The organism is Methanohalobium sp. (assembly GCF_018609725.1).
Lineage (GTDB): Archaea > Halobacteriota > Methanosarcinia > Methanosarcinales > Methanosarcinaceae > Methanohalobium.
On record NZ_JAHENT010000072.1, the window covers coordinates 1 to 23,861 of the forward strand.

The window sequence follows — 23,861 nt, forward strand, 5'->3', positions numbered from 1 at the left end:
AGGATAATAGAAATTGATGAATCCTATACCTCTCAGGACTGCTGTAATTGTGGCTACCGGCAAAAAATGCCGTTATACGAGAGAACCTATAACTGTCCCTATTGTGGGTTATCCATCGATAGAGACAAAAATAGTGCAGTAATGATAATGGAGAGGTATTTACGCCAGAATGCCCTGTGAACGGGCTATCAGCGGTTCGCTGATAATTTGCGACGACAGGCCTGTCGATTGGGATGATTCTCAATCATTACCAGGATGATACAGGTACTCGTAGGAATCTCCGCCTTTTTAGGTGGAGTAGTTCACTCACCAATACAAAATCAAAAATCCAATACCCTTAATATCACTAATAACATTAAATAATCCAGAGTAAAATATGGATTTGATTGAACGATATAGGGGCTCTTTACTGGGACTTGCAGTTGGAGATGCACTTGGAGCACCATTGGAATCTAAACCTCCTCATAGTTTTGAACCCATCAACGATATGGTGGAACCTGGTGAATGGACTGATGACACATCACAGGCTTTATGCCTTGCAGAAAGTCTTATAGTGAGAAAAAGGTTTGACCCTATAGACCAACTTGAACGCTATCTTAAATGGTTTAAAACAGGATACCTAAGTAGTAGAAATCAGAGTTTTAACATCGGTCCTACTACAACAAAAAGCCTTCAAGAATTTGAAATCTCACTTGAGCCTATAAGAGAAAGAAATGAAAACTCTGTTACCAATGGTTCATTGATGAGAATTGCTCCTGTACCTCTTACATTTGCTGACAAACCAGAAACCGCAATTGATTGGTCAGGTGAAAGCTCCAAAACCACCCATAATTCAACAATTGCAGTAGATGCTTGTAGATACATGGGTGCATTGATTGTGGGCGCTGTAAACAATTTTCCAAAAGAAGAATTACTTTCTAATTTTTATACACCAATTAGAGGATACTGGGACAAAAAACCGCTCTGTAATCCCATCAATGAAATTGCAAAAGGGTCGTTCAAAAATAAAGAGCCTCCAGAAATCAAATCTGAATTATACACTCCAAAAACTCTGGAAGCCGCACTCTGGGCATTCTATAAGAGTTCATCATTTAAAGAAGGGTGTCTTAAGGCTGTAAACCTTGGTGACGATGCTGATACAGTTGGAGCGGTATATGGACAAATTGCAGGTGCTTATTACGGTAAAAAGAATATACCGGCATCCTGGCTCGATAAACTTGTCCAAAATGAGTTAATAGAATCCTATGCAGATAAACTCATGCATATTGATTGTTAATATTAAAAATAGGTATTTGGTGCGGGGGACGAGATTCGAACTCGCGTATCCCTACGGAACTAGGCCCTCAACCTAGCGCCTTTGGCCGGGCTCGGCAACCCCCGCACATGGGATGTATGGTATAGGAGAATGACATTCTCCTATTTATATTTAAATGTTTATAAATTATTCAATATCTCTTGCATTTCAGTAGCTTTAGTTTTGATTGTATTCCCTGCATTTATAATTAACTGCTGTGAAGAGTAGGAACCATCTGATTCAACTGTGAATAAAAAGGATGATTCATCCTCTTTTACTGAAATCGCATCTATTTCACAGGCTTCTTCACACAATTTACACAGAATACAATCCACCAGGTTTTCCTCAGATACTTTTGCACCTTCTTCATCGAGATAAATTATTCCCTTAGGACATTCGCTTACACATAATCCGCATTTGTCACAATTATTGACCCGAATTAATGGCAGGTTCTTATAGCCACATGCTACACCTGCTTGCCATTTTGCGTTGTCCTTACCCAGTCCTTTATGAGCAAGTGCTTCAAGTACTACTCTCTGGTCTTCCTTTAGCTCTATAATAGGTATATTAGTATCCGCTGGCTGTATACTCGGGTCTGATGAAATAAGGTCCCCGGAATAAACCATTTTTGGACCTTCTGCACTCAATGTTATGGATACTTCACATGAAGGGCAGCCCTCTTCACAGGTGCATTCATCCTGGGTTGTATAGTCATCTATATTTTCAGTTGCAATAGGTATTAACGCCAAGCGAAGTCCAAGTTGCTCATCATAGAGAACTGATGTGTTGTTATAGATGTTTAAGTCATCTATTGCAAAAGTGGGTACATCCGCCAACATCGCTCGACGGATACTGTTTGCAAAGGCAGGTGTTGTATTTGAAAGTACAAACCTTGCTGACCTTTCGGATAATTCAAGCATGTCCACTTTCATAGTCATAAGTTGATATCCCTTTTTTCAATTAAGTTTTACTTTATACTCTTCTACCGCCTTCAGGACGTGTTCCATCATGCGGCACTGGTGTGACATCCTCAATTCTACCAATTCTTATACCTGCTCTTGCAAATGCCCTGATTGCAGCCTGTGCTCCTGGTCCAGGGCTTCGGTGTTTATTACCACCCGGTGCTCTTACTTTTATATGAACACCCTGTACACCTTTGTCTTTTAACATATCTGCTACCTGACGTGCCATCTGCATGGCGGTGTAGGGAGAACTTTCATCTCTTGCTGCTTTTGTAACCATCCCACCAGAAGACTTGGCAAGTGTTTCTGCACCAGTAAGGTCAGTTACAGTTATAATGGTATTATTGAAAGATGATTTTATGTGTGCAACACCCCATATATCTTGTGCCATACTTATCCTCCTTATTCTTCTGCAATAGATGATGCAATCTGGTCAGGCCTTTCAGGATGAGATTCTGTTGATATTGGAGACCCACCATAATAATCTATTGTCATTTCCTCATCTTTTGTAATCAATTTACTGGGTACTGTTACTTTTCTTCCATTTACCGCAATATGGCCATGGGTTATAAATTGTCGTGCCTGTAGAAGTGTTCTTGCAAGCCCAAGTTTGTGAACCTGTGTCTGTAATCTTCTTTCCAAGATTGCATCTGTTGAAAGGGCAAGAATATCATCAATATCAGCATCTTCTTTAAGGATTCCATGTCTTTTAAGTTTCCCAAGAATCTGATCTGCTTCTTTTCTTAAATGACCTGTTAGTTCAGATTCTGCTGATTCTGCAAGAAGTTCCTGTGCTTCTTCTCTGTATTTCCTCAGAGTGCTTTGTGCTTTCCAGACTTCTTTCTTATTCCTAAGTCCGTATTTTTTGATTAATTCAACTTCACTCACCATTCTGGCAGACTGCCATGGATGCTTGGGAGTGTCGAAACTTTTCCGCTTTTTACCAGGATATGCCATAAATAATCACCTTCAGTCATATTGATTTAAAAATCAGCTCTTCTTTTTGCTAACACCGATTGTTGAACCGCCTCTTCCTGTTGATTTGGTTCTCTGACCTCTTACCTTTAATCCTCTTTCGAGCCTTACACCTCGATATGCACGGGTCTTTTTGAGTGTGTTAACATCTTCTCTGAGTGACATGAAGATGTCCTGGCCTAACAGATGTTTATTTTCTCCTGAATATGGGTCTTTCTGCCTGTTAAGCATCCATGACGGTAGATGGGATTCAAAATTGTTGATTGTAGAATTAAGTGTATCAATTTCTTCATCAGAAAGATACCCTATTTTTGTATCAGGGTCAATACCTGATCCTTCAACAACTATGTTTGCTGTTCGCCTACCTATACCCTTTATTCCGGTCAATGCCAATCTAACTGGCTGATCACCAGGTAAATCAGTATTCATTACACGAACAAGATGTTTCATTTCTTCATTTGCCATTTAATATCCTCCTTAAGGATGCAAAATCAATAATACATCCCGTAGCCCCGAAACTTTTTAAAAAGTTTCGACACAGCCAATAAGGCTTATCTATCAAGTATTAGTTTGAAACTGCACTATAGCAGCGTAAGATAGAATTATTAGTATATAAAATTAATTCCCGCGCTGGAAATTAAAGCGCCGAGGGGGAGATTCGAACTCCCGAGGGGCTAACGCCCCACGAGCTTTCCAGGCTCGCGCCTTTCCACTAGACTACCTCGGCTTTTTTCGGGTTAATTATGATTTGTATTACCATATATAATGTTTTTGTTTTTAACTTATTCCAGATTTCCAGATTTTGGGATAAGTGCCTGAATTCATTATTACATTTTCGGTAACAGCTGCTAAACCATTTTCAGTTTCCAGAATTTCATCAGTATCCATACTGGCTTTACAAAGAGCCACAATTTCACCTTTTTGAGTAAACAGGCATACAGTGTCCCCATTACATATATTCGCGTCCAGACTCACAATACCCGGTATTGCAAGTGAAGCACCCCTGCAAATTGCATCCACAGCACTGTCTCTTATAATAATACTTGGAAGATGAGTAAGAGCAACTTCCACAGGTTGTATAAATTTTCTTAATTCTGACTCAGTACCATATTCTTTCCAGAACACATAGGCATCTTTTAAATCATGCAAAGTGGCCATATTATTTTCGCAGAAAGGACCTGTCTTTGTTCTTCTAAGTTCTTGCATATGGGCACCACAACCAATAGCTTCACCTATATCAGTACATAATTTACGAAGATAAGTTCCTGCTTCACATCCAACTTTTAATAACACAGAAGAACCTTTTATTTCCAGTATATTCAGATAATATATAGTTCTTATCCTTAATTTACGTTTGACTGCAGACTTTATGGGAGGTTTTTGAAATATTGAACTTTCAAATTCCTTACAAACCCGAATGATTTCATCTGCTGTTACAGTATCATGTAATTGCATCAAACATACATATTCCTTATTTGAAAGCCTGAGAGTACCTATAGCTTTTGTTGCCTTCTGCAACATTATAGGCAATGCACCAGTTACTTTAGGATCAAGCGAACCAGAATGACCGGCCTTGTTTATATATAAAATATTCTTGACCCAAGAAGTAATTTCATGGCTTGTTGGACCCTTGGGTTTGTCAAGATTTACAACTCCCATATTGATGTGATCATACATAGGACGGTTTTCAGGCGGGCAACCATAGGTTGGATTTGTAAATGGTTTAAATTTTGATTTTTGAACATGTCCACGTTCAATTTCAATTTCAGATTTTGTATCTATATGCAAATCCATGTTAAATCTAACAACTGTTTAGGATTATTTAATAATAAATTATTTAGGAGAAACCACCGAGAATATCAATTGAGAGCCTAAGTATATCTTTTATCTGGGTTTGATTCCATCTACTGGTGTCAACCACTAAATCGTAAATGGACATGTCTGTAAGGTCAATCCCATGTATTTCCCAGTATCTGGCATTTTCTGATGCTTCACGCTTCTTGGTTGATTCAAAAATTTCGTCAAAACTTCCACCTTCGCGTTCTATCAACCTTTCAACACGTACATCAAGTGGAGCTTTTAACCAGATTTTAAGCACATTATCAGTTTCAGCCATGTATCCTGCAAGTCTGCCTTCAAGTATGCAATTGTTTTTCTCACTAGCTATCTTTTGTTGGCGTCGATCAATTTCAAGATCAATTGAGGGATCGGATTCTGCAAAATTACCGAACTCCTCAAGTGTCATCCCATATTCATCTGCCAGTTTTCGAAATACTTCGCCTGCAGAAATCAAATCAACATCATAATATTTTGACAATAGCTTTGACACAGTAGTTGTTCCGCTACCAGGCAAACCACTGATTGTCAGCAACATTTAAGCTCCACCAATGTTTAAGGCTTTCCTTATTAACTGACTGACTGCAAGGGATGTGATGAAATACCACAATATCCAGAACTGAATTGGACCTATTACAGTATTTACAAGTTCCATTTCACCAATAAAAGGGAATACCATTGAAGCGCCTGTATGACCACTAATATAGTAATAAGCCCACATAAACAACGGAAGAGAAATGATACTAATGTAAGCCATTGGTTTGAATTGTTGCTTTGACATTTCCATCTGGTCGCCCATCATTTCAGAACGCTGTTCTTCGAGCTGTTTAATCTTATAGTTGTTTTGGGACAGCTGTGCTTCTCTAAACTCTTTTTGGAAAGCTTTCATACGCTCCTGAGTTTTCCTCATCAGTTCCCAGTCAATAGTATATTTTTGTATAAGTGAAGCATAGAGTGCGGTTATTGCCGCCATCACAAACAGCACTATATGGAAATTTTCCTGCCCTACTAGCATTACCAGAGGATTCATCAAAGTGCCTACTATTTCACCCAATGTCTGTCTGAAGTCACTGCCTATAGCAATGACCCCTACCATAAGTGAAATACCTATAGCCAACAGGAAATAATCAAGGTTCTTTTTTAAATTAGACGACTCCTGTGCCAAAGCAATCCTCACCTAAGTTTTTGTTTATAGAATATTTACAGATTATCAAGTACACCACGTATTTCTTCAAAAACGTCTTCAACATTACCGGTACCATCAATATTTACCAATATATCCTTTCTTTTATAGTAGTCGATTAAAGGTGCTGTCTGATTATTATAGGTATCAAGTCTTTGTTTTATGACCTCTTCTTTGTCATCATCACGCTGGTAAAGCTTACCACCACATACATCACAGATTCCATCATTTTCAGGTGGACTGAACTTAAGATGATAATTAGCACCACAGTTACTGCAAATCCGTCGTCCGCTAAGACGGGTTATCAGTTCTCCCTCTGGTACCTCTATATTTAAAACAACTTCCAGGGGTTTTTCCAGTTTATTGAGTATATCCTCAAGTGCATCTGCCTGATTAACAGTTCGTGGATAACCATCAAGAATATATCCGTTTTCACAATCAGGTTCTACCAGACGATTTTTAATGATACCTATCAAAACTTCATCAGGAACCAGTTCACCTTTATCCATGTATTCCTTTGCTTTACTACCAAGCTCTGTTTCATTTTTAACATTTTCCCTTAATATATCACCAGTTGATATATGGGGTATATTATAAAATTCAGAAAGTTCTTTAGCCTGGGTGCCTTTACCGGCACCAGGCGGTCCAAAGAGTACTATATTCATAAACCAATCACCCCTTTATTTTATCATTCTTTACCAAAGAACGATCTCATCATCGGATGCATCTCCATCATCTGTTCAGATGCAATATCTTCATACAATCTATAAACAATACTTACAGTTAGCAAAAGTCCTGTACCTGATGCTCCACCGATTGTCCCAAGAAGGCTTGCAACCAGTGTAAGGAAACCAATAAATGCTCCACCAATAACCGTTACTTTTGGTATATAACGCTCCATTACTTTTTCAATACTTCCGATGTTTCTTCTGAAACCGGGTATCTGCATACCTGAATTGAATATCTTTTTAGCAGTTGGTTTTGGACCCATTCCTGTTGTTTCTATCCAGAATATCGCAAAGATTATTCCTCCACCAATCAGCATGATAGCATCCACAAGGACATGCAGCCCTATCTGCCAGGTTGCAGGTGGTGCTACTGGATATTGTGTATAGGCTTCTCTTACAAGCGATGGTATCCAATCTTGTGGACTTCTTATTGGAGACAGATAATACATGAAACCACTTATTGGAGTGGAACCACTATATTCACCCAGAAATCCAAGTCCACTCCTGTGTAACACCAAACCTATCAGTTGAAGGTTTGCCTGTAATGCTCTAACAAGAATCATTGGGAGAACTGATGCGTAAATAAGTTTTACAGGGTAACGTCCTCTAGCCCCTTTTACTGAACTGTGAGCCAGTGGAATTTCAATTCGGGTACTTTCCACATACACAACAAGAAGGAAAATTATAACAGTGGTTATAAGTGCCAAGATACCCGCATTCAGTAATAGAAACATCGGGTCAACAGATATTGCTTCCGAACCAAAATTCTGAATAATATAAATCCATTTTGGAATTATCCCTACAGGCAATCCATCTTCACCAGGAACCCAATTAATAATTCCTGTAACTATCTGCTGAGATACACCTGCAACAATAAATAATCCGACACCTGAACCTATACCCCATTTGGATATAATTTCATCCATGAAAAGAATCAGTATACCGCCGATAAATATCTGAACAAACAGGATTGCACTCATAACTCCTGTACCTACTCCAAGTGCGGCAGCTACTGACTCACTTGGCTGAATGAATCCCCCAAACATTTGAGGCAATGTTTGAAGAATTATCATTATAATTACCAGGAACTTTTGTGCACCCTGAAAAAGTGCCTGATCATTTGGATCGGAAAGATCAAGTTTGACTACATCCGCACCCACAAGTAATTGAAGTACAATGGATGCTGTTACAATAGGTCCTATTCCAAGCATCATTAACGAACCAGATGCACCGGCAAAGAACGCTCTATATGATTCGAACAGGTCAATTGATTCTGCTGACAGACCAAACAAGGGCACATTTGTCAAAATGAAATATAGCATCAATATACCCAATGTCCACATTAATTTAGTTTTAAAGTGGACGTGCCCTTCTGGACTTGATACCGCCGGTAACCTGCTGAAAATCGGCTCCAAACTCTCCCTGAGACTCATTTAATTACACCCTTTAAAATTATTAGTAAGTTCTACAACTTAGTTTGTTCCACTTATATGGTTATTCTGATTCTATACAGGTACCATTGGATTTTTCAATTTTATCTTTTGCAGCGTTGGAAAAGTTACGTGCAGTCACTACCAGACTTTTTGTAACTTTTCCTGCACCAAGCACTTTGTTAATGTCAAGACTATTAAGGTCTATATGGTATGCACCATCTTTTTCTTCTGCAATTCCATCATCAACAAGTTGCTCTATGAGTTCATCAAGTTCTCCAACATTTACAATTGATTCTTTGTATATGTTCTTTTTAGGTACTTCAAACCCATATTTACCAAATGTCTGTCCACGTTTCATTGACCTTGTGACATTATGTTTACGTGTACCTGAATTACCGCGTCCACCGCGATTTCCAGCACCACGTCGGTTTTTACTGGTGCCTCCTCCACAGGTACGTGTACCCCTGTACTTTTTTGTTTTTGTTTTGACCATAGTATCACTTACCTCATTTTATGCAATAATGCATTGATATTTTCTCCATGGTTTCCAAGTTCGCCTCTTTGCTGTGCGGTCTTTTTAATACCACGATGTCCTTTTCTTGGTGGATGCAACCTAAGTACAGGTTTAAGCTTGGGTACATCATTTAATGTTGCTTCATTGTTGCATACTGCTTCTGCAAAAGAGGCAATTGAATCATACTCTGTATTTTCTGCAATATACTCATCGGTAAGCTGTGCTCCACCTTCAAGTGTTCCGCGTTTTTCCAGCAATTGTGTTAGTGTATCTGAATTAATGGTTCCATAAGCAACGTAATCTTTAACTTTCTGAACCATTCCAAGATTACTCGGATTCTCATCCAGAACTACACAATGGTTCACCTTGTTTAAACGAAGCATTTTTAGGGTATCTTCGATGGTGTACATTACATCCACATTACCCCTCAATCTGACCACTGCGTACATCTAAAACCTCCGATTCTTCATAATTTAAAGGATACTTAATAGTACTAGTCCGGGTAAGTGCATTGTATGTTGCTTTTGCAAAATTCAAAGTTGTACGGGTCTTACCCTCTGTTCTGGTCCAAACATCTTTAATGCCTGCCTTTTCCAGAACTTTTACAGCAGTGTCTCCTGCAGCCAATCCAAGCCCTCTTGGAGCTGGTTTGAGGACAACTTTTACACTGCCTGCTTTACCTTCTACTTCTGTGGGTACTGTATGTGAGAGACCGCAACCACATTCCCATGAACCGCAACCACGGTTTATACGGGTAACATTAATCTTTGCAGTATCGATGGCTTTTCTGATGGCTGGACCTACCTGACCATCTTTAGCCTGTCCAAATCCAACATAACCATTGCCATTACCAACTATAACTGTAGCTCTGAATTTCACACGACGACCTGAGTCGGTCATCCTTTGTACCATATTAATGTCCAAAACTTCATCATCAAGATCAGTCAAAAGAGTATCTACAATTTTTGCTTCCCTTATGGGCAAACCTGAATCAATTGCTTCATCCATGGTTGATATCTGCCCGTCCTGGACCATTTTTCCAAGTTTAGTCTGTGGAACCCACTCATCATTTTCATTATCCATTTAATCACCTTAACTGAATTCAGAATAAATTTTTTCTTGTGTTGCATCGAACTGTTCAGGGAGATTGGATTTATCCATATATTCTGCCACATGTTCTCCTCTTATACGTTCTTCAGACGGGAATATAGAGGGGTTATGCGGTACATCCATTCCTGCATCAACAATTCCTTTCAAACTTGCATATATACGAGATCCTGATGATGATGAATGAAGTCCAATATCCAGCACACCTGTTTCGTACCCTTCATCAAGGGCTTTAAGACCAAACAGTAGCCCTGTCAGGTATGCTGCTGTAATATTACCAGTTGATTCTTCGTAACCGTATTTTTTCAATTCGGTTGAAGTTGCGGATAATAATACATCATCGCCATCAGATTCAGGTGTTATAAGCTGTATCTGTATATTGTTTAAACTTTTTCTGACAACAACTCGGTCTTCATCGGATAAAAGTAGCCTTAGTCGTTGATGATAATCTGTGCGTCCTTCTCTTCTTCTTCTGAATGGGACATTATATCGGGGTCCTGTTGCCATTATATACCTCCTTTACTAATAATTTACAGATGATTTAACAATTAACGAGTTCTTTCGACCCCTAAATGAGCTTCAAGATGTGCAGTACTACGGAATTGTCCACCTTTTGCCTGACGATAAAGTTTACAGTATGTAGACCTATCCAAAGTTCCATCATCACGTAATTCTTTGAGACGTTTTCGAAGTGCTCTGATCTTTTTCATCCATTGTTCCTTTTCAGGTTTTCTTGCTCCCTTCTTACCTTTCCTTGAACCGTGGCCCTTACGATGCCCGTATTTTCTTTTAGCATCTCTTTCTCTTGCACGGCTTCTACTTACACCTTTAATAGGTTGTGCCTTAATGTTACCGTTTTCTATCTGCTCACGGATGTCTTCTCTTGTGATAGCAGCTGCTACATCATCAGAAGCTTCAGGGTTTACCCATACCCTGTTAACACCACAACCCAGAATCTTGGCAGCAAGTTTTTTCTGGTTGGATACATCAGCCATTATTCTTCACCTCTTGATGGGTTAAGAACTTTGATACCAAGTTCTGCTGCTTTTTCTTCAATCATGGTTCTCTTTTTAGCGCCTACTGTTCTTCCAATCCTTATAGCTTCAGAAGACGGATTGGATATGTTTTCTACATCTTTAACATTGTATACAAGAATTTCAGTGTAACCTGATGGATGGAGTCCCTTTACTGCTTCTGGACTTCCATATCCCACTTTTACAAGAGAACCTTTTGCTTTTATCCCTTTGCGAAGTTTACTGTTAACTCCTTTAGGCCTTCTCCAACTGGATGGCATCCGTTTAAGCCGATGGGAGTCCACCCGGTTAAAAGAAGGTTTTTTGCTTTTTTGTACCTTCCTAATATTAAACAATCGTTTGGATTCTTCATCCATTTCAAGTTCAGATACATTAGATTCGTTATCTTTTGCCATTCAGACCACCTACGTTATGCCTTCTCCACGATGTAGATTCCATCTTGGAATATACGCGGGTCAAACCTGTTGATTTTGGTTGTCTGTTCAATATTTGCTGCAGTTTGACCTACATCTTCTTTGTTAATACCGGTAATTATTATCTCATCACCATTTACCTCAACAGAAGTATCTCCAATAATATCTGCTACACGTGGTTTTTTCTCACCCAAGAAATTGGAAATCGTAAACTTGTTTCCATCAACTTTAAGCTGCATTGGAAAGTGAGAATAAACTACTTTCATTTTATATTCAAAACCTTCAGTTACTCCTGTCATCATATTGCGTAGATGAGCAGCGAAAGTACCAATTATTGCTTTTTTGTCCCTTCTTGTAGACAATGCTTCAATGGTTACTTCAGAATCTGTAGGAGTTATAGCCACACCTGGATACCACATAAATTTTTTATTCATGCCCTTTGGACCTGTTACAGTTAGATATTTCCCATCTAATGATACTGTGATATCTTCAGGAATTGATACCGTCGTCCTGAGTTCTTTTGCCATATTCATCACTCCATGTCATCAAATTAATATACATAAGCAAGGAGCTGGCCACCAACATTTTCATCACGTGCTTCATATTGGGACTTGACACCCTTTGAAGTTGTAAGAATCAATGCTCCAAAATTTTTACCGGGTAAAAACTGTTTTTCCCAACCTTCAAAATTAACTGTACTTACAGAATAACGTGGTTTAATAGCCCCACAATTATTGATTCTTCCTGCTAATTTTACGTTATATATTCCAGCTTTACCATCTTCGACCAGTTCAAATTCACCTATGTATCCATAATCTTTCATTACACTCAAAACATTACCTATCAATTTAGACGCAGGTTGAATTGTACAGGATTCTTTACCTACATTTTCTGCGTTTTTTATGGTTGATAATGCATTAGCAAGTGGATCCAATAATACCATATTTCTCCTCCTCAGGTATATTTTTCAAATCCCATATCATGTGCCATTTCTCTGAAACAATGCCTGCACATGTATATTCCATATTTACGTACCAGAGACTGTTTTCTGCCACATCTTTTACACTGGCTGGCTCCTCTTCCAAAACTTTTCGTAGTCTTGACCGTTATACCACCTCCACCGAGTATTTATCTTTAAAGAATTCTATTGAATCTTCTTTTGTTATTTTATGTGAACCCGGAATTTTTCGACTTTCAACTTTTCTGTCTTTTATCCTGTAACCGGGACGTGTCACAACGACCATTATATCCATGCCAAAAATACCTATGTTTGGATCATACTTCATACCCGGAAAATCAGTGTGCTCGTCGATTCCGAACGCAACATTTCCTGATTCATCAAATTGTGATTCATCTAATCTATTTTCAGCGATGCTGAGGGATGTTTCCAAAAATTCCTGTGCATTTTTTCCACGAAGAGTTACCTTGCATCCGATTGGCTCACGTTTTCTTATACCAAACGCTGGTTGAGTTCTTTTTGCGTATGTCCTTACACCGGTTTGCCCAGTAATTGTTTGTAAAATTTGCTCGGCGTTTACCAGTGTCTGGCCACTTTCTCCAACACCCATATGAACAACTACTTTATCAATTTTAGGAGTCCTCATCGGATTGTCAGAATCACTCATTTGTTTCACCACCTAATTCGCCCAAATTTATCTCAGGCTTGTCTTCACCAATAACCACTACATAATCTTCAATAGTCTCAAAATCATAATTTTGTCCTGATATTTCAACTGTATTATCTTCAGAACTCCTTGTCTTTGTAATGGTTTTGATAGTACCTATTTCTCCGGTATGTTTTCCACCTACAATCATCGCAAGGTTTCCTTCTTTGTATTCCAGATGATTTACAATGTTTTTATCAGGTACTGTTATAATGATTGAATCCTTAGCTTTATAATCATTTGAACCTATCAAGTTTGTACCATCACTAAGGTTAAGCTGTATAGCTCCAGATTTTACCATTGTTTTATCATTAATTTTACACAGCTTATTTGTGTCGCTTTCTTCAAGTTTTTGAAGGATTAATTTGCTTTTCTGATTAATTAACAACCGATATGATTCATTCATTTCAGGGATGGTAATAATATCGAAAAGCCCTACAGGGAATTTTAAATCTTTTTTTGGTTTTCCGTCTACCAGAATCTTACCCTGTGATAGTACTCTCTTTGCTTCTGAGCGATTATCTACAAGACCCAACATGTCCCTGAGTATTACCGAAATTGGCATGCTCTGTTCTTTATGGTGGGGTCCAGGGCTTGTAGTTGTTACCCATTTGTTAGATTTCTTTGCTACCCTCCAACTATTCGGGATAGAAATCCTTTTTTGATGTTTTCCCACATAACCACCTTATTTTATCTTCTTTTACTGATAACTGTCTTTCTATTTTCATCTTCCATGTTAAGAGATGTAATCATAACATTTGAAGGGTCTAAAGGTCTTGCCATTTCTGTTCCATCTGCTTTTGGAACTGTAACACCTTCAATATAAATTACTCCATCCTTTAACGAGACATTTTCCACTTTACCTGTAGTAGTAGCGTGGTCACCTCTAAGGACCTTTACAGTATCTCCTACAATAACACTTACACTTCTGGTTCCGTATTTTTCACGTAATTCTTTTGAAAGCGGTGCTGCCATGAAATTTTGCTTCTTATGCAAGGGTGCATTGTAGCGAGATTTTATTTGTTTCCTTGGTTGTTTTGATGACATTGATTACACCTCAGACTATCATAGATGCTGTTGTTCCAACTTTGGGGAACCGTTCTGCCGCTTCTCTTGCAATCGGCCCTTTGATATCGGTTCCTTTTGGAAATCCTGATATATCTGTGATTACTACTGCATTGTCCTCGAATGATACATGAAGGCCATCTGGCCGTCTATATTCCTTCTTTTGTCGAACAATTACTGCATACAATATCTGCTTTCTCATTTCAGGAGTACCCTTTTTCACAGATACTACACACATATCTCCGATTCCTGCTTTTGGATGTCTGCTTTTGACACCCCTGTAATTTTTCACAGAAATGATTTCCACTACTTTCGCACCAGTATTATCCACACAATTTAAATTTGCACCAGTATTCAAAGATCTTGGAATTTTTGATCTTCTGGCTCTCATTGTTGTTCACCCGCTTCAACTACTACAAAAGATTTGGTTTTACTCAGTGGACGACATTCTGCGATTTTTACTACATCACCCTCCTTTGCATCAATGCAGGGTGGATTATGTGCAGAAATCTTTGAGTGTCGTTTTTCATATCTTTGGTATTTTTTAATAAGCCTTTCATAGTTTCGCTGAATAGTGACTGTTTTATCTCTGTCATCACTTATCACAGTTCCTACAAGGACCTGTCCTCGTACGGATAAATTACCATGAAAAGGACAGTTCGTATCATCACATTCTTTAGATGGTGATTGTACATCCAATCCAATATCCTTGGTCATGAATATTACCTCAATGCATTTTTTTTATGTTCTTGGTTCGGCTTTCAGGCTGTGAGAGCAATAATTTCCCATTAACTTTCACATGTTTTACCAAATATTTGTCTCCAGATTCCACCAGAACTTTGAAGACAAAATTTGCGTTTGCCTTTGGAACCATTTTATTGTTATTATCTGTTACTATTATCAACGTGTTTTTTGTTTCATCCTGAACTACACCGTTTATGTTATCCAGTAATGGATTTGTGGATTCCACCACATCAACGGGCAGCCCTATCAATTCATGGTATACCAAATTTGAAGGGGTTCTCTCCAATTTAGATCTCCTTGAATTCACGCTGAATTGTCTTTATCCGTGCAACGGTTCTTTTAAGTTCACCAATTCTTCCAGGGTTTTCTGGCGATCCTCCTGCAGATGTCAGAGCCTTTTCATTGGAAAGTTCAGTCTGAAATTTTTCTATTTCATCTTTTCTTTCCTGAGGACTCATATTCCTAATTTCATTATTACGAAGAATTGCCATTATTTGTCCTCCCTGTGAATTCTTGCCATTGGATGCCAGTAATTGTGACCCTCATGTTTATGTTGCCAGACACCATTTACTTCTCTTCGTTCTTCCCATTCATACTGAGAATTTTCTACTTCTGATACTTCTGATTCTGTAACATCTCCTGTTTCAGACTCTGGTTCTGATTCAACACTTGTCTCTTCTGATGATTCTGCAACTTCTTCTGTTTCGGACTCAGCTTCAGCAACTTCACCAGTTGTTTCTTCTTCAACCAGTTCCTGGATACCTGATTCTTCACTTTCTTCCTCTACAACCTCAAATTCTTCTTCCATTTCTTCTGGTTCAACTTCTTCCAGTTTGAATGTATCAGGTAATACTGCATCAGGATGTATAATCCTTACCTTGCATCCGATAGTACCAAGCTTTTTAACAGCAGTCGCAAAGCCTTCATCCACTATATCATCTACAGGTTTGCCTGCGTGTTTGATATAACCTCTGACCAGCTTTTCAACTCTGGCTCTTGGACCTGTTAGTTTACCAGACATTATAATTTCACAGCCAAGAGCACCAGCACCCATTATTGCTCTGATTGCGTTATGTCCAGCTTTTCTAAAGTACCATCCGCGTTCAATTGATGCTGCAAGCCGGGTTGCCATCATCTGAGCGTTTAATTCAGGTGTTTTTACTTCCTGAGCATCAATCTGCGGATTGTCCATGTTATACAGTTTATCCACATCACGGGTTAATTTCCGGATGACCTTTCCACCCTTACCAATTACCATACCTGGTTTTTCAGCATATATTGTAATCTGGGTGCCCATGGGTGTACGGTTGATTTCCATACCGCCGTAACCCGCTCTGTTAAGCTGTTTTGCAAAATATTCATCAAGAGATGCTTTTACATATCCATCAGTGACGAATTTATTCTCAATTGCCATTCTTTAATTACACCTCACTCAAAATCATTTCAAGGTTCACCGTCTCGGTGTTTTCAGGTGTTGCACGTCCCCTTGCTCTCGGACGCATCCCCTGAATTACTCTGCCCTTTTTGGCGGAGATGTGTGCTATTTTCATATTTTCTGGTTCAAGCCCTTTGTATTCTGCGTTATTCTCCGCGTTTTGGATTACTTTGAGAAATTCTTGTGCTACTTTTACAGGAAAACGCCCTTCAGCCATAGAACCTTTTCTATGTCCACAACTGTCATTGTGACTTTTCATAGGTACTGCCTGTTTAAATTGTATCACATTTTCAAGATACTGTTTTGCAGTACTGGTCTTCATTCCTTTAATTTCTCTGGATAATTCGCGTGAGGTTTTGGGTGATATATGAAGTTCAGAACCCATTGCTTTTGCACTTGTTTCAGGGTCTAATTCTTTGGAGTAATTTGTTCGTGCCATTTATATCACCTTACTTGAGAGGTACAAATTTACTTGAACGGGTTGCACCTACACCTGCACTACCGTGTTTAACGACACCTCTTGACATTGCATATTCTCCTACTCTATGACCCAGCATTTCAGGTGCTATATCTATTTTTACAAATCTGGTACCGTTATAAACTTCTATGCTTTTTCCAACCATTTCAGGAAGGATAACCATAGCTCTGTCATGTGTTCTAACGGATTCTTTACCATCTCTAAACTGCTGGAGTACCTTTTTCTGGTTTTCTGTAAATCCTCTTCTGATACTACGACGCTGACTTGATGACAATAATTCAGCAAATTCCTCTATTGTCAGCTCTTTTAATTCTTCAAGAGTTTTTCCACGAAACTTAAATTCGCCTTTTCGTTTTGGAACTCTTGTTGATGATTTTTTAGACATATATACGCCTCCTCAAAAATAGATTAACGTTTACCTGTCCTGCGTGATGCAATATGACCTACTTTACGTCCTGCTGGCCTATTCCTGCCAACTGTGGTTGGTTTTCCGGGATGTTTCCTGTTACCTCCACCAAATGGATGGTCTACCGAGTTCATGGCAACTCCAGAAACTCTTGGATATTTTTGAGCACTGGATTTCAGTTTATTATACTTTTTACCAGCCTTCAAGAACGGTTTATCAACTCTACCTCCACCTGCTACAATACCTATTGTTGCCTTGCACTTTGGATTAAACCATTTTAATTCTCCAGAAGGCATTTCAACAATTGCTTTTCCTCTTTCATGGGATACAAGTGTTGCATAAGTTCCTGATGAGCGTCCAAAACAGCCACCATCATTTGGTTTGGATTCAACGTTACAGATAGGAACTCCTTCAGGTATATCGGATAATGGTAATGTGTTACCTGGTTTTATTTCTGCAGAACTCCCGCAGGCTAATTTTTCACCTACTGAAATACCTTCAGGTACCAGAACCAAACGTTCATCTCCATTTTCAAATTCTACTCTTGCAATAGGTGCTGAACGTGAAGGGTCATGAGTGATTTCTGTAACTGTTCCATACAAAGTTTCATTTTCACCGATATTTGGGTGTTTTAATGATGCTTTATACTTATGAGATGGTGCTCGATAATTCGGCCCACCACGTCCTCTGTTTTGAGATATTATCCTTTTTGCCATAATATCGCCTCATACCAAACCTATTCTGGTTGCGATCTCGTGAGCGGCATCTTCAGCTTCAAATTTCACTACCGCTTTTTTTGTTCCTTTCATAGTAGTCATTGTATGAACTTTGTTCACTGAAAACCCATACATTTCTTCCAGTTCTTTCTTGATCTGGTGCTTATTAGCTCTGGTATCGACAATGAATTGCAACTTATTGTCTTCCATCAGCATCATTGCTTTTTCAGTGACAAACGGATTTTCTATCACACTCATCTGTACATACCCTCCAGACTGGATATTGCTGATTCTGTCCAGACTGTCAAACGTCCTGCATGTGTACCTGGTGCCAGTAATTCAGCATTTAATGAACCGACGGTTGCCACTTCAACGCCTGGTAAATTTCTTGCAGCTTTTATGACTGAATTATTATCACTTACAACAATAAGAACGCTCTTTTTTTGTCTGTATTTTCTACCTCTGGATTTGCCTTTACCAGCTCTTACATGCCTTCCATCTTTTGCACGGAGAACATCATCATAGAGGCCTGCTGTCTTAAGGAAATTGACAACATCCTTAGTTTTTGTCAGGTTTTCTAGTTCATCATCTGCAACAACTGGAAGTTCTACATCAAAAACATGCCCTCGGTTTTTTGCCAGTTCAGGGTTAGTTGTTGCTGCTATGGCTGAACGGATTGCAAGTTTTTTCTCTTTTTTATTAATCTTCTCAGTTCTGTCAGTTTCTGGTTTTGGAGGATGTGCACGTCTGCCTCCTACTGCCTGAGGCACTCTTGCTGCTCTACTGCTGTTAGTAAGCCTTGGAACCATTCCAACTCCTCTTCCTGAACCCCAGGAAACTGCAGAAGTATTCAACCCTGCACGTGCATATGGACCATATGACTGCAATCTGTTTGCCTGTGATGACAATACAGCTTTTTTAATAAGGTCTGGTCGGTGGGATTCATTGAAGACTTGAGGCAGGTTTATTTCATTTTTAACATTACCTGATAAGTCAATAACATTTACTTTACTCAATTATTTCACCCCTGTTTGGATTGAGTATTCAAATGAACAATTTGCGGTTCTTTGGTGCTGGATACTTTTGACCTTATAGGATCTCTGAATCTCACAAGCCTTTTTGATGGCCCCGGAACACTGCCTTTTATAAGTACATAATTACCTCTGACAAGTCCGTAATCTAGGAAACCACCATCAGGGTTTATTTCTGAACCGTCATTTGATACCTTTATAATCCTCTTATTGTATTCAGTTCGCTGATGATATCCCATCTGCCCCATCTGGGGAACTCTCCAGCTAATGTGTGCTGGATGCCATGGACCGAGTGTACCAACCTGCCTTGCACTTCCTGCACGATTGTGTTTATGTTTGGCAATCTGGATGCCCCATCTTTTAACTGGTCCCTGAGTACCTTTTCCGGTTGTAATGGCTGCTATATCTACAATTCCACCGGGATTGAAAACATCTGTAATACTTATTTTTGTACCAAGTATTGATTTTGCGTATTCGAATTTTTCTTTCATATCACTGCCACTAACACCGGTTTCCATGATGTCTGATTTCTTTTTAGGGACTCCTGTTAGATTAGAAGGAAGTGTGTAAGTAACCACTCTCAAATCTTTTACAGTGCCATCGTCAATCAAGGATTCCATTTTTTCCAGTGATTTTTCTGTGTCATGGTTGTCAGGTGACTTAACCTTTCGCAGGACATCTGAATCAAGGTCAGTTGCCCAAGCTTCTGCTACAGGTTTTTTACCATATTCAGAATCCTTGTAAGCCCTAATAGATGCAACACCTATATCAGGTGTTTCCACTACTGTTGCAGGTACTGATATTTCTGCACCCTCTGTAACACTATTTTTAGTATCGTCAATCATTATTACATGGGTCATTCCTACCTTGTAACCTGCAAAGTCCTGTAATTTAGGGCTGCCATCAAGGTTTGGCCATGATCTAAATTTTGGGATGTGACTCTTCGCTCTTTTACGTGGACTGTACGCGAGCGAACCTCTATTTGGTCGTCCTACATCTGGCATTTTTTAACCTCTAATTATCTTTTAAATCATAGATTTAATATGCATTTACCATTCAATATCTTAATAGAAAAGCCGTTTAACGGTAAATGTAGAATAGAATCAACCCAGCATCCAGTGGTATTAAATCCAAACCAGCAACTGTCCTCTATGACAACTCTACCGGATATGGTCTTCACTGGTATTATTGGGTCATCTATCCCAATGAATTGCGTTCATCACCAAAAGGTTTGAACATTCATGTGTTCTTTTACACGCTATTACGCGTAAAAGCAGGCATCTATGATTGGCCTGATGAACACCATATGTAAACCGACTTTTCTACACTTATATCATCAACTTCATACAAATGTTTTATTTGACGGGAAGTCGATACTGATATCTAACGTCGTTTGTTAAAAGACGATGTAATATTTAAAACCTACGCATAACTAAAAAATTTACATTCTATCAAACACAATAATTTACGGTTTTTTAGCACTGGTTTCTATCAATCGAGATATATTCTCCTTTCCCAGTTCAAACGCCTTTAAATTTATATCCACTGTTTTTGGCGGCACCAGATCTTTTATACATTCTTCCAATCTGTTTTTACCAATTGGGAGATAACTGGAAACAGCCCCCACCATTACAACATTCATCGATTGAGGATGGCCGGCTTTAATTGCAAGTTCAGAAGCATCCAGTGGATACACTTCATATTTCTTTTTTAGTGTATTTATAATCTCTGAGACATCAGGATACTGGTCAGATGATGTCACTGTCACCGGATATACTGGTTTTGTATTTAGAACTACTATACCGTTTTCAGATAGATAATTTATATATCTGATTGCTTCCACAGGTTCAAGAGCAAGTAGAACATCAGCACCCTGCTCGGGTATCATTGAGCCAAGGTCTGTGCCTATTCTAACATGGTTTATTACTGAACCCCCTCTCTGTGCCATTCCATGAGTTTCAGCAGCACGTACAGGCAAATTTTCAAGTACAGAGGAATTACCGATAATATCAGATGCCAGTATTGTTCCCTGACCTCCTACACCTGCTATCACCAAATCCAGTTTATTATTTGTATTCATTTTTCAACCTCCATAATGGCATCGAATTTACAAAGCTGTGCACATACTCCACACCCAGTACACATTGAATTAATTCTTGCTTTTTTAAGTGATGCATCAAACTCTATTGCAGGACAGCCGAAATATACACACTGCTTGCACCCTGTACATTTTTCTTCATCTATAGTGTAAGGGTTGCGTTTAATTCCTGCACGTCTGGCATCTATAACACACTGTTGCTGTGATATGACAACTGATGTACCTTCAAATTCTTTTGCCCGTTTAAAAACATCTACAGCACTATCATAATCATAAGGGTCAACGACTTCCACAAACTCAGCACCAAGACCTCTGCAGAGTTGATCAAACGAGACTTCCAGTGTATCTTCATAGGTTGCGGTTTTTCCCATTCCCGGATTGGGCTGGTGACCTGTCATAGCTGTTACACGATTGTCAAGTATTGTAACTGTAATGTCCGCCTTGTTGTAAACAGAATTTAACAGAGAATTTATACCGGTATGCAAAAATGTGGAATCACCTATGGCACAGCACACAGGTCTTTTTTCTCCTGCTTGATAGATACCTGATGCAACGCTTATACTTGCACCCATGCACAGTGTTGTATCAACTGTTCCTCCCTGAACACCCAAGGTATAACAACCGATATCATTTGGATATATCGCATCAGAACCAAAAGCTTTTTTCATGGCATAGTAGGATGCCCTGTGAGAACAACCCGGACACATCGCAGGTGGACGAGAGGGCAGTTTGAGTTCACTTTCCAAGATGAGTGATGGTTCAGCATATGTCAAACCAAACGCTTTAGAAATTGCCTTTTCACATTTATCAATATTGAGTTCTCCTTCTCTAGGTACGTACTCTCCGTTTTTACCGGTTTTACCAAGAATTCTAACGTTTACCCCTTTGTCTTCTGCAAGTGCTCTGACATGTTCTTCTACAAAAGGCTCCAGTTCCTCTACAACCAATAAAGTATCTACATTATCAAACAATTCAAGGATTAAATCATCAGGTAATGGATAGGTACCGATTTTTAAAACCGATGCGTTAACACCCAATCTGTCGAGTGCTTCTCTGGCATATACATAAGAAATTCCGGAAGCTATTACACCGAAACTTGATTCTTCATTAATCTTCAGGTTATTCCATTCTGAATCCTGTAACTCCTGTTTGATATCTTTCTGGATTTCCAGCAAACGTGGATGACGTATTCTGGCGTGTTTGGGTATCATCACCCACCTTTCAACAGATTTTTCAAAATCCGGCTGAGGTTTTTCTTTATTGACAGATTGAAGTTCTATATCTGATTTTCCATGTGATATTCTTGTAGTTGACCTGAAAATTATAGGAATCCCGTGTTTGGATGAAAATTCAAATGCATAAGGTATCATGTCTTTTGCTTCCTGAGGAGTTGAAGGGTCAAGACCTGGAATAAGAGAAAACTGAGAATACCGTCTTGTATCCTGTTCATTTTGGGACGAATGACATGCCGGGTCATCTGCTACAATTACAATCATACCACCCTTTACACCCATGTATGCAAGTGTCATTAAAGGATCTGCGGCAACATTTAATCCCACATGTTTCATGGTTACCACTGAATTTACACCAGACATGGATGCTCCTGCAGCCACTTCCATTGCTACTTTTTCATTAACTGACCATTCAACATAAAAATCTCTATCATCAATAGAAGAAAGAGTATCTACTATTTCAGAAGAAGGTGTTCCGGGATAACCTGTTATAACCTGTCCTCCTCCTTCTATAATACCCCTAGCAATTGCTACATTACCAAGCATATATTCGCGCATGCTCATTTAAACTGGTCTCCTGATTTTATTATATAATTATTAAATTAATTAGTTTATCTAAAGCGGCAATATTTTATATTTAGGTTTTGGGATGATGTGATTATATTATGAAAAGTTTATAAAATTTGAAGGTAGAAAACCCCGATGTCTTCATCATCAGGGATGAATACCGTCTAATCTGTATGTCAATCTTAACTGCGTATATATTCTGCAATTGTTTTTTTTGCTTATGTTCTCTATTTTACAGTAGAAGTATTCATAACCAATAAAAACATTTAAATAGATTAGTTATAAAAAATATATAATAAAATGTATCTCACCCAGAAAAACCATATCAAAGCGGATAAACAGAAGTATGAAGCCCTGAAAAGGATTACTAAATTATCTAAAAACCTGTACAATTTTACGTTGTACACTACAAGACAATACTATTTTGAAAATGGAAAGTACCTGAAAAATGAATCTGCTTACCACCTAGTAAAAGATAACGAGAATTATAAACTACTACCATCACAGGTTGCACAGCAGACTATGAAAGTAGTAGATAGGAATATGAAATCGTTTTTCAGGGTTCTAGGCGAGAGAAAAAGAGGCAACTACAACCGACCTATAAAGACACCTGTATACCTACCAAAAGACGGTAAATTTGTATGTATATTTCCAAAGGATATTTTCAAAACCGATGATGGCAACATCAGGTTGTCTATGGGTAAGAATTTCTACAACAATCATGGTGTGAGATAACTGTACTTCAAGTTACCTGAAAATATAATAGGTAAACACATAAAAGAAGTACGGATAATCCCAAAGTATAACGGACAATGGTTTGAGATAGAGTATGTTTACAGAAATCAAGGTGAAAAAGTCGATTTAAACTACAATAAGACATCTATCTATTGATTTAGGGGTAAACAATTTCGCAACCTGTGTAGATACCAATGGGACTGCCTTCATC

The 23,861-nt window shown here is 38.7% G+C and carries 36 protein-coding genes, 2 tRNA genes and 1 pseudogene; 3 read left to right on the forward strand and 36 right to left on the reverse strand.

The annotated features are described in order from the left end of the window. A partial coding sequence (locus QZ276_RS04360) for a zinc ribbon domain-containing protein (protein WP_292485638.1) occupies window positions 1-180 on the forward strand: 180 nt, incomplete at its 5' end. Window positions 181-376: 196 nt separating this feature from the next. After that, on the forward strand, window positions 377-1,276 hold the full coding sequence (locus QZ276_RS04365; protein ID WP_292485641.1) for an ADP-ribosylglycohydrolase family protein: 900 nt from the start codon (window positions 377-379) through the stop codon (window positions 1,274-1,276). Between the two features lie 17 nt (window positions 1,277-1,293). Here the strand turns inward: QZ276_RS04365 and QZ276_RS04370 are convergent. The 36 genes from QZ276_RS04370 to iorA all read right to left on the reverse strand — a co-directional run bounded on the left by QZ276_RS04370 (window position 1,294) and on the right by iorA (window position 22,912). Next, a tRNA-Leu gene (locus QZ276_RS04370) sits at window positions 1,294-1,381 on the reverse strand. A 53-nt stretch (window positions 1,382-1,434) separates the two neighbouring features. Beyond that, window positions 1,435-2,232 carry a DNA-directed RNA polymerase subunit D gene (locus tag QZ276_RS04375; RefSeq protein ID WP_292485642.1) on the reverse strand — a complete coding sequence of 266 codons (798 nt, stop codon included), beginning with the start codon at window positions 2,230-2,232 and terminating at the stop codon, window positions 1,435-1,437. A gap of 34 nt (window positions 2,233-2,266) precedes the next feature. Then, window positions 2,267-2,647, reverse strand: coding sequence for a 30S ribosomal protein S11 (locus tag QZ276_RS04380; RefSeq protein WP_292485644.1), 381 nt, complete (start codon window positions 2,645-2,647; stop codon window positions 2,267-2,269). An 11-nt stretch (window positions 2,648-2,658) separates the two neighbouring features. Continuing rightward, window positions 2,659-3,213 carry a 30S ribosomal protein S4 gene (locus QZ276_RS04385; RefSeq protein ID WP_292485646.1) on the reverse strand — a complete coding sequence of 185 codons (555 nt, stop codon included), beginning with the start codon at window positions 3,211-3,213 and terminating at the stop codon, window positions 2,659-2,661. Between the two features lie 33 nt (window positions 3,214-3,246). After that, the gene (locus QZ276_RS04390; RefSeq protein ID WP_292485648.1) at window positions 3,247-3,696 is read right to left on the reverse strand and encodes a 30S ribosomal protein S13; all 450 of its coding nucleotides are present in this window, start codon (window positions 3,694-3,696) and stop codon (window positions 3,247-3,249) included. Between the two features lie 178 nt (window positions 3,697-3,874). Further along, window positions 3,875-3,958: transfer RNA gene (locus QZ276_RS04395), tRNA-Ser, on the reverse strand. A 50-nt stretch (window positions 3,959-4,008) separates the two neighbouring features. Further along, window positions 4,009-5,025, reverse strand: a complete 1,017-nt coding sequence (locus QZ276_RS04400) for an RNA-guided pseudouridylation complex pseudouridine synthase subunit Cbf5 (protein WP_292485649.1) — start codon at window positions 5,023-5,025, stop codon at window positions 4,009-4,011. 43 nt (window positions 5,026-5,068) lie between these two features. Beyond that, window positions 5,069-5,605 (reverse strand): (d)CMP kinase, encoded by a 537-nt coding sequence (gene cmk, locus QZ276_RS04405; protein ID WP_292485651.1) that lies wholly within the window; start codon window positions 5,603-5,605, stop codon window positions 5,069-5,071. Next, window positions 5,606-6,232 (reverse strand): DUF106 domain-containing protein, encoded by a 627-nt coding sequence (locus QZ276_RS04410; protein ID WP_292485653.1) that lies wholly within the window; start codon window positions 6,230-6,232, stop codon window positions 5,606-5,608. A 35-nt stretch (window positions 6,233-6,267) separates the two neighbouring features. Continuing rightward, window positions 6,268-6,915 carry an adenylate kinase gene (locus QZ276_RS04415; RefSeq protein WP_292485655.1) on the reverse strand — a complete coding sequence of 216 codons (648 nt, stop codon included), beginning with the start codon at window positions 6,913-6,915 and terminating at the stop codon, window positions 6,268-6,270. 23 nt (window positions 6,916-6,938) lie between these two features. Then, window positions 6,939-8,411, reverse strand: coding sequence for a preprotein translocase subunit SecY (gene secY / locus QZ276_RS04420; protein ID WP_292485657.1), 1,473 nt, complete (start codon window positions 8,409-8,411; stop codon window positions 6,939-6,941). A gap of 61 nt (window positions 8,412-8,472) precedes the next feature. Next, complete coding sequence (locus QZ276_RS04425) at window positions 8,473-8,904, reverse strand: uL15m family ribosomal protein (protein WP_013194302.1); 432 nt, start codon at window positions 8,902-8,904, stop codon at window positions 8,473-8,475. Between the two features lie 8 nt (window positions 8,905-8,912). Next, window positions 8,913-9,374, reverse strand: a complete 462-nt coding sequence (locus QZ276_RS04430) for a 50S ribosomal protein L30 (protein WP_292485661.1) — start codon at window positions 9,372-9,374, stop codon at window positions 8,913-8,915. Further along, window positions 9,346-10,008, reverse strand: coding sequence for a 30S ribosomal protein S5 (locus tag QZ276_RS04435; protein ID WP_013194304.1), 663 nt, complete (start codon window positions 10,006-10,008; stop codon window positions 9,346-9,348). Before QZ276_RS04435 ends, QZ276_RS04430 begins: the two co-directional genes overlap by 29 nt. Before the next feature lie 9 nt (window positions 10,009-10,017). Next, on the reverse strand, window positions 10,018-10,539 hold the full coding sequence (locus QZ276_RS04440) for a 50S ribosomal protein L18 (RefSeq protein ID WP_292485664.1): 522 nt from the start codon (window positions 10,537-10,539) through the stop codon (window positions 10,018-10,020). 41 nt (window positions 10,540-10,580) lie between these two features. Continuing rightward, window positions 10,581-11,027: a 50S ribosomal protein L19e gene (locus QZ276_RS04445; protein ID WP_292485666.1), complete on the reverse strand. Its 447-nt coding sequence runs from the start codon at window positions 11,025-11,027 to the stop codon at window positions 10,581-10,583. Continuing rightward, a complete protein-coding gene (locus tag QZ276_RS04450) occupies window positions 11,027-11,461 on the reverse strand; it encodes a 50S ribosomal protein L32e (RefSeq protein ID WP_292485668.1) in 435 nt (144 codons plus the stop codon). Before QZ276_RS04450 ends, QZ276_RS04445 begins: the two co-directional genes overlap by 1 nt. 14 nt (window positions 11,462-11,475) lie before the next feature. Then, window positions 11,476-12,006: a 50S ribosomal protein L6 gene (locus tag QZ276_RS04455; RefSeq protein WP_292485670.1), complete on the reverse strand. Its 531-nt coding sequence runs from the start codon at window positions 12,004-12,006 to the stop codon at window positions 11,476-11,478. 23 nt (window positions 12,007-12,029) lie between these two features. After that, complete coding sequence (locus tag QZ276_RS04460; protein WP_292485672.1) at window positions 12,030-12,422, reverse strand: 30S ribosomal protein S8; 393 nt, start codon at window positions 12,420-12,422, stop codon at window positions 12,030-12,032. Window positions 12,423-12,433: 11 nt separating this feature from the next. After that, a complete protein-coding gene (locus QZ276_RS04465; RefSeq protein WP_292485699.1) occupies window positions 12,434-12,589 on the reverse strand; it encodes a 30S ribosomal protein S14 in 156 nt (51 codons plus the stop codon). Then, window positions 12,586-13,083 (reverse strand): 50S ribosomal protein L5, encoded by a 498-nt coding sequence (locus tag QZ276_RS04470; protein WP_292485701.1) that lies wholly within the window; start codon window positions 13,081-13,083, stop codon window positions 12,586-12,588. Before QZ276_RS04470 ends, QZ276_RS04465 begins: the two co-directional genes overlap by 4 nt. A gap of 13 nt (window positions 13,084-13,096) precedes the next feature. Then, window positions 13,097-13,819: a 30S ribosomal protein S4e gene (locus QZ276_RS04475; protein ID WP_292485674.1), complete on the reverse strand. Its 723-nt coding sequence runs from the start codon at window positions 13,817-13,819 to the stop codon at window positions 13,097-13,099. Between the two features lie 14 nt (window positions 13,820-13,833). Then, window positions 13,834-14,190: a 50S ribosomal protein L24 gene (gene rplX / locus QZ276_RS04480; protein WP_292485676.1), complete on the reverse strand. Its 357-nt coding sequence runs from the start codon at window positions 14,188-14,190 to the stop codon at window positions 13,834-13,836. Between the two features lie 10 nt (window positions 14,191-14,200). Further along, on the reverse strand, window positions 14,201-14,599 hold the full coding sequence (locus tag QZ276_RS04485; RefSeq protein WP_292485677.1) for a 50S ribosomal protein L14: 399 nt from the start codon (window positions 14,597-14,599) through the stop codon (window positions 14,201-14,203). After that, window positions 14,596-14,925 carry a 30S ribosomal protein S17 gene (locus QZ276_RS04490; RefSeq protein ID WP_013194315.1) on the reverse strand — a complete coding sequence of 110 codons (330 nt, stop codon included), beginning with the start codon at window positions 14,923-14,925 and terminating at the stop codon, window positions 14,596-14,598. Before QZ276_RS04490 ends, QZ276_RS04485 begins: the two co-directional genes overlap by 4 nt. A gap of 10 nt (window positions 14,926-14,935) precedes the next feature. Then, on the reverse strand, window positions 14,936-15,238 hold the full coding sequence (rnp1, locus tag QZ276_RS04495; RefSeq protein WP_292485679.1) for a ribonuclease P protein component 1: 303 nt from the start codon (window positions 15,236-15,238) through the stop codon (window positions 14,936-14,938). A gap of 1 nt (window position 15,239) precedes the next feature. Further along, complete coding sequence (gene rpmC / locus QZ276_RS04500; protein ID WP_013194317.1) at window positions 15,240-15,443, reverse strand: 50S ribosomal protein L29; 204 nt, start codon at window positions 15,441-15,443, stop codon at window positions 15,240-15,242. Further along, entirely contained in the window at window positions 15,443-16,366 is a 924-nt protein-coding gene (locus tag QZ276_RS04505) for a 30S ribosomal protein S3 (RefSeq protein WP_292485682.1), read from the reverse strand. Before QZ276_RS04505 ends, rpmC begins: the two co-directional genes overlap by 1 nt. A 7-nt stretch (window positions 16,367-16,373) precedes the next feature. Further along, complete coding sequence (locus QZ276_RS04510) at window positions 16,374-16,826, reverse strand: 50S ribosomal protein L22 (protein WP_292485684.1); 453 nt, start codon at window positions 16,824-16,826, stop codon at window positions 16,374-16,376. Window positions 16,827-16,836: 10 nt separating this feature from the next. After that, on the reverse strand, window positions 16,837-17,250 hold the full coding sequence (locus tag QZ276_RS04515; RefSeq protein WP_292485685.1) for a 30S ribosomal protein S19: 414 nt from the start codon (window positions 17,248-17,250) through the stop codon (window positions 16,837-16,839). A gap of 23 nt (window positions 17,251-17,273) precedes the next feature. Continuing rightward, entirely contained in the window at window positions 17,274-17,987 is a 714-nt protein-coding gene (locus QZ276_RS04520) for a 50S ribosomal protein L2 (RefSeq protein WP_292485687.1), read from the reverse strand. A gap of 9 nt (window positions 17,988-17,996) precedes the next feature. Continuing rightward, window positions 17,997-18,245, reverse strand: a complete 249-nt coding sequence (locus tag QZ276_RS04525; protein ID WP_292485688.1) for a 50S ribosomal protein L23 — start codon at window positions 18,243-18,245, stop codon at window positions 17,997-17,999. Then, entirely contained in the window at window positions 18,242-19,003 is a 762-nt protein-coding gene (gene rpl4p, locus QZ276_RS04530; protein ID WP_292485690.1) for a 50S ribosomal protein L4, read from the reverse strand. The genes QZ276_RS04525 and rpl4p overlap by 4 nt, the downstream gene beginning before the upstream one ends. A 5-nt stretch (window positions 19,004-19,008) precedes the next feature. Continuing rightward, window positions 19,009-20,022 (reverse strand): 50S ribosomal protein L3, encoded by a 1,014-nt coding sequence (gene rpl3p, locus QZ276_RS04535; RefSeq protein ID WP_292485693.1) that lies wholly within the window; start codon window positions 20,020-20,022, stop codon window positions 19,009-19,011. Between the two features lie 461 nt (window positions 20,023-20,483). Beyond that, a complete protein-coding gene (locus QZ276_RS04540) occupies window positions 20,484-21,098 on the reverse strand; it encodes an indolepyruvate oxidoreductase subunit beta (protein ID WP_292485695.1) in 615 nt (204 codons plus the stop codon). After that, window positions 21,095-22,912 carry an indolepyruvate ferredoxin oxidoreductase subunit alpha gene (gene iorA, locus QZ276_RS04545; RefSeq protein ID WP_292485696.1) on the reverse strand — a complete coding sequence of 606 codons (1,818 nt, stop codon included), beginning with the start codon at window positions 22,910-22,912 and terminating at the stop codon, window positions 21,095-21,097. Before iorA ends, QZ276_RS04540 begins: the two co-directional genes overlap by 4 nt. A gap of 303 nt (window positions 22,913-23,215) precedes the next feature. On the opposite strand from iorA, the pseudogene QZ276_RS04550 reads away from it, so the two are divergent. Next, window positions 23,216-23,861 (forward strand): annotated as a pseudogene (locus tag QZ276_RS04550) (RNA-guided endonuclease InsQ/TnpB family protein); the annotation flags it as partial.

Excerpts from the sequence above, each read along its gene's own strand:
- QZ276_RS04365 (WP_292485641.1), top strand. The coding sequence starts at position 377 with ATGGATTTGATTGAACGATATAGGGGCTCTTTACTGGGACTTGCAGTT.
- QZ276_RS04375 (WP_292485642.1), bottom strand. The coding sequence starts at position 2,232 with ATGACTATGAAAGTGGACATGCTTGAATTATCCGAAAGGTCAGCAAGG.
- QZ276_RS04380 (WP_292485644.1), bottom strand. The coding sequence starts at position 2,647 with ATGGCACAAGATATATGGGGTGTTGCACACATAAAATCATCTTTCAAT.
- QZ276_RS04385 (WP_292485646.1), bottom strand. The coding sequence starts at position 3,213 with ATGGCATATCCTGGTAAAAAGCGGAAAAGTTTCGACACTCCCAAGCAT.
- QZ276_RS04390 (WP_292485648.1), bottom strand. The coding sequence starts at position 3,696 with ATGGCAAATGAAGAAATGAAACATCTTGTTCGTGTAATGAATACTGAT.
- QZ276_RS04400 (WP_292485649.1), bottom strand. The coding sequence starts at position 5,025 with ATGGATTTGCATATAGATACAAAATCTGAAATTGAAATTGAACGTGGA.
- cmk (WP_292485651.1), bottom strand. The coding sequence starts at position 5,605 with ATGTTGCTGACAATCAGTGGTTTGCCTGGTAGCGGAACAACTACTGTG.
- QZ276_RS04415 (WP_292485655.1), bottom strand. The coding sequence starts at position 6,915 with ATGAATATAGTACTCTTTGGACCGCCTGGTGCCGGTAAAGGCACCCAG.
- secY (WP_292485657.1), bottom strand. The coding sequence starts at position 8,411 with ATGAGTCTCAGGGAGAGTTTGGAGCCGATTTTCAGCAGGTTACCGGCG.
- QZ276_RS04425 (WP_013194302.1), bottom strand. The coding sequence starts at position 8,904 with ATGGTCAAAACAAAAACAAAAAAGTACAGGGGTACACGTACCTGTGGA.
- QZ276_RS04430 (WP_292485661.1), bottom strand. The coding sequence starts at position 9,374 with ATGTACGCAGTGGTCAGATTGAGGGGTAATGTGGATGTAATGTACACC.
- QZ276_RS04435 (WP_013194304.1), bottom strand. The coding sequence starts at position 10,008 with ATGGATAATGAAAATGATGAGTGGGTTCCACAGACTAAACTTGGAAAA.
- QZ276_RS04440 (WP_292485664.1), bottom strand. The coding sequence starts at position 10,539 with ATGGCAACAGGACCCCGATATAATGTCCCATTCAGAAGAAGAAGAGAA.
- QZ276_RS04445 (WP_292485666.1), bottom strand. The coding sequence starts at position 11,027 with ATGGCTGATGTATCCAACCAGAAAAAACTTGCTGCCAAGATTCTGGGT.
- QZ276_RS04450 (WP_292485668.1), bottom strand. The coding sequence starts at position 11,461 with ATGGCAAAAGATAACGAATCTAATGTATCTGAACTTGAAATGGATGAA.
- QZ276_RS04455 (WP_292485670.1), bottom strand. The coding sequence starts at position 12,006 with ATGGCAAAAGAACTCAGGACGACGGTATCAATTCCTGAAGATATCACA.
- QZ276_RS04460 (WP_292485672.1), bottom strand. The coding sequence starts at position 12,422 with ATGGTATTATTGGATCCACTTGCTAATGCATTATCAACCATAAAAAAC.
- QZ276_RS04470 (WP_292485701.1), bottom strand. The coding sequence starts at position 13,083 with ATGAGGACTCCTAAAATTGATAAAGTAGTTGTTCATATGGGTGTTGGA.
- rplX (WP_292485676.1), bottom strand. The coding sequence starts at position 14,190 with ATGTCATCAAAACAACCAAGGAAACAAATAAAATCTCGCTACAATGCA.
- QZ276_RS04485 (WP_292485677.1), bottom strand. The coding sequence starts at position 14,599 with ATGAGAGCCAGAAGATCAAAAATTCCAAGATCTTTGAATACTGGTGCA.
- QZ276_RS04490 (WP_013194315.1), bottom strand. The coding sequence starts at position 14,925 with ATGACCAAGGATATTGGATTGGATGTACAATCACCATCTAAAGAATGT.
- rpmC (WP_013194317.1), bottom strand. The coding sequence starts at position 15,443 with ATGGCAATTCTTCGTAATAATGAAATTAGGAATATGAGTCCTCAGGAA.
- QZ276_RS04505 (WP_292485682.1), bottom strand. The coding sequence starts at position 16,366 with ATGGCAATTGAGAATAAATTCGTCACTGATGGATATGTAAAAGCATCT.
- QZ276_RS04510 (WP_292485684.1), bottom strand. The coding sequence starts at position 16,826 with ATGGCACGAACAAATTACTCCAAAGAATTAGACCCTGAAACAAGTGCA.
- QZ276_RS04515 (WP_292485685.1), bottom strand. The coding sequence starts at position 17,250 with ATGTCTAAAAAATCATCAACAAGAGTTCCAAAACGAAAAGGCGAATTT.
- QZ276_RS04520 (WP_292485687.1), bottom strand. The coding sequence starts at position 17,987 with ATGGCAAAAAGGATAATATCTCAAAACAGAGGACGTGGTGGGCCGAAT.
- QZ276_RS04525 (WP_292485688.1), bottom strand. The coding sequence starts at position 18,245 with ATGAGTGTGATAGAAAATCCGTTTGTCACTGAAAAAGCAATGATGCTG.
- rpl3p (WP_292485693.1), bottom strand. The coding sequence starts at position 20,022 with ATGCCAGATGTAGGACGACCAAATAGAGGTTCGCTCGCGTACAGTCCA.
- QZ276_RS04540 (WP_292485695.1), bottom strand. The coding sequence starts at position 21,098 with ATGAATACAAATAATAAACTGGATTTGGTGATAGCAGGTGTAGGAGGT.
- iorA (WP_292485696.1), bottom strand. The coding sequence starts at position 22,912 with ATGAGCATGCGCGAATATATGCTTGGTAATGTAGCAATTGCTAGGGGT.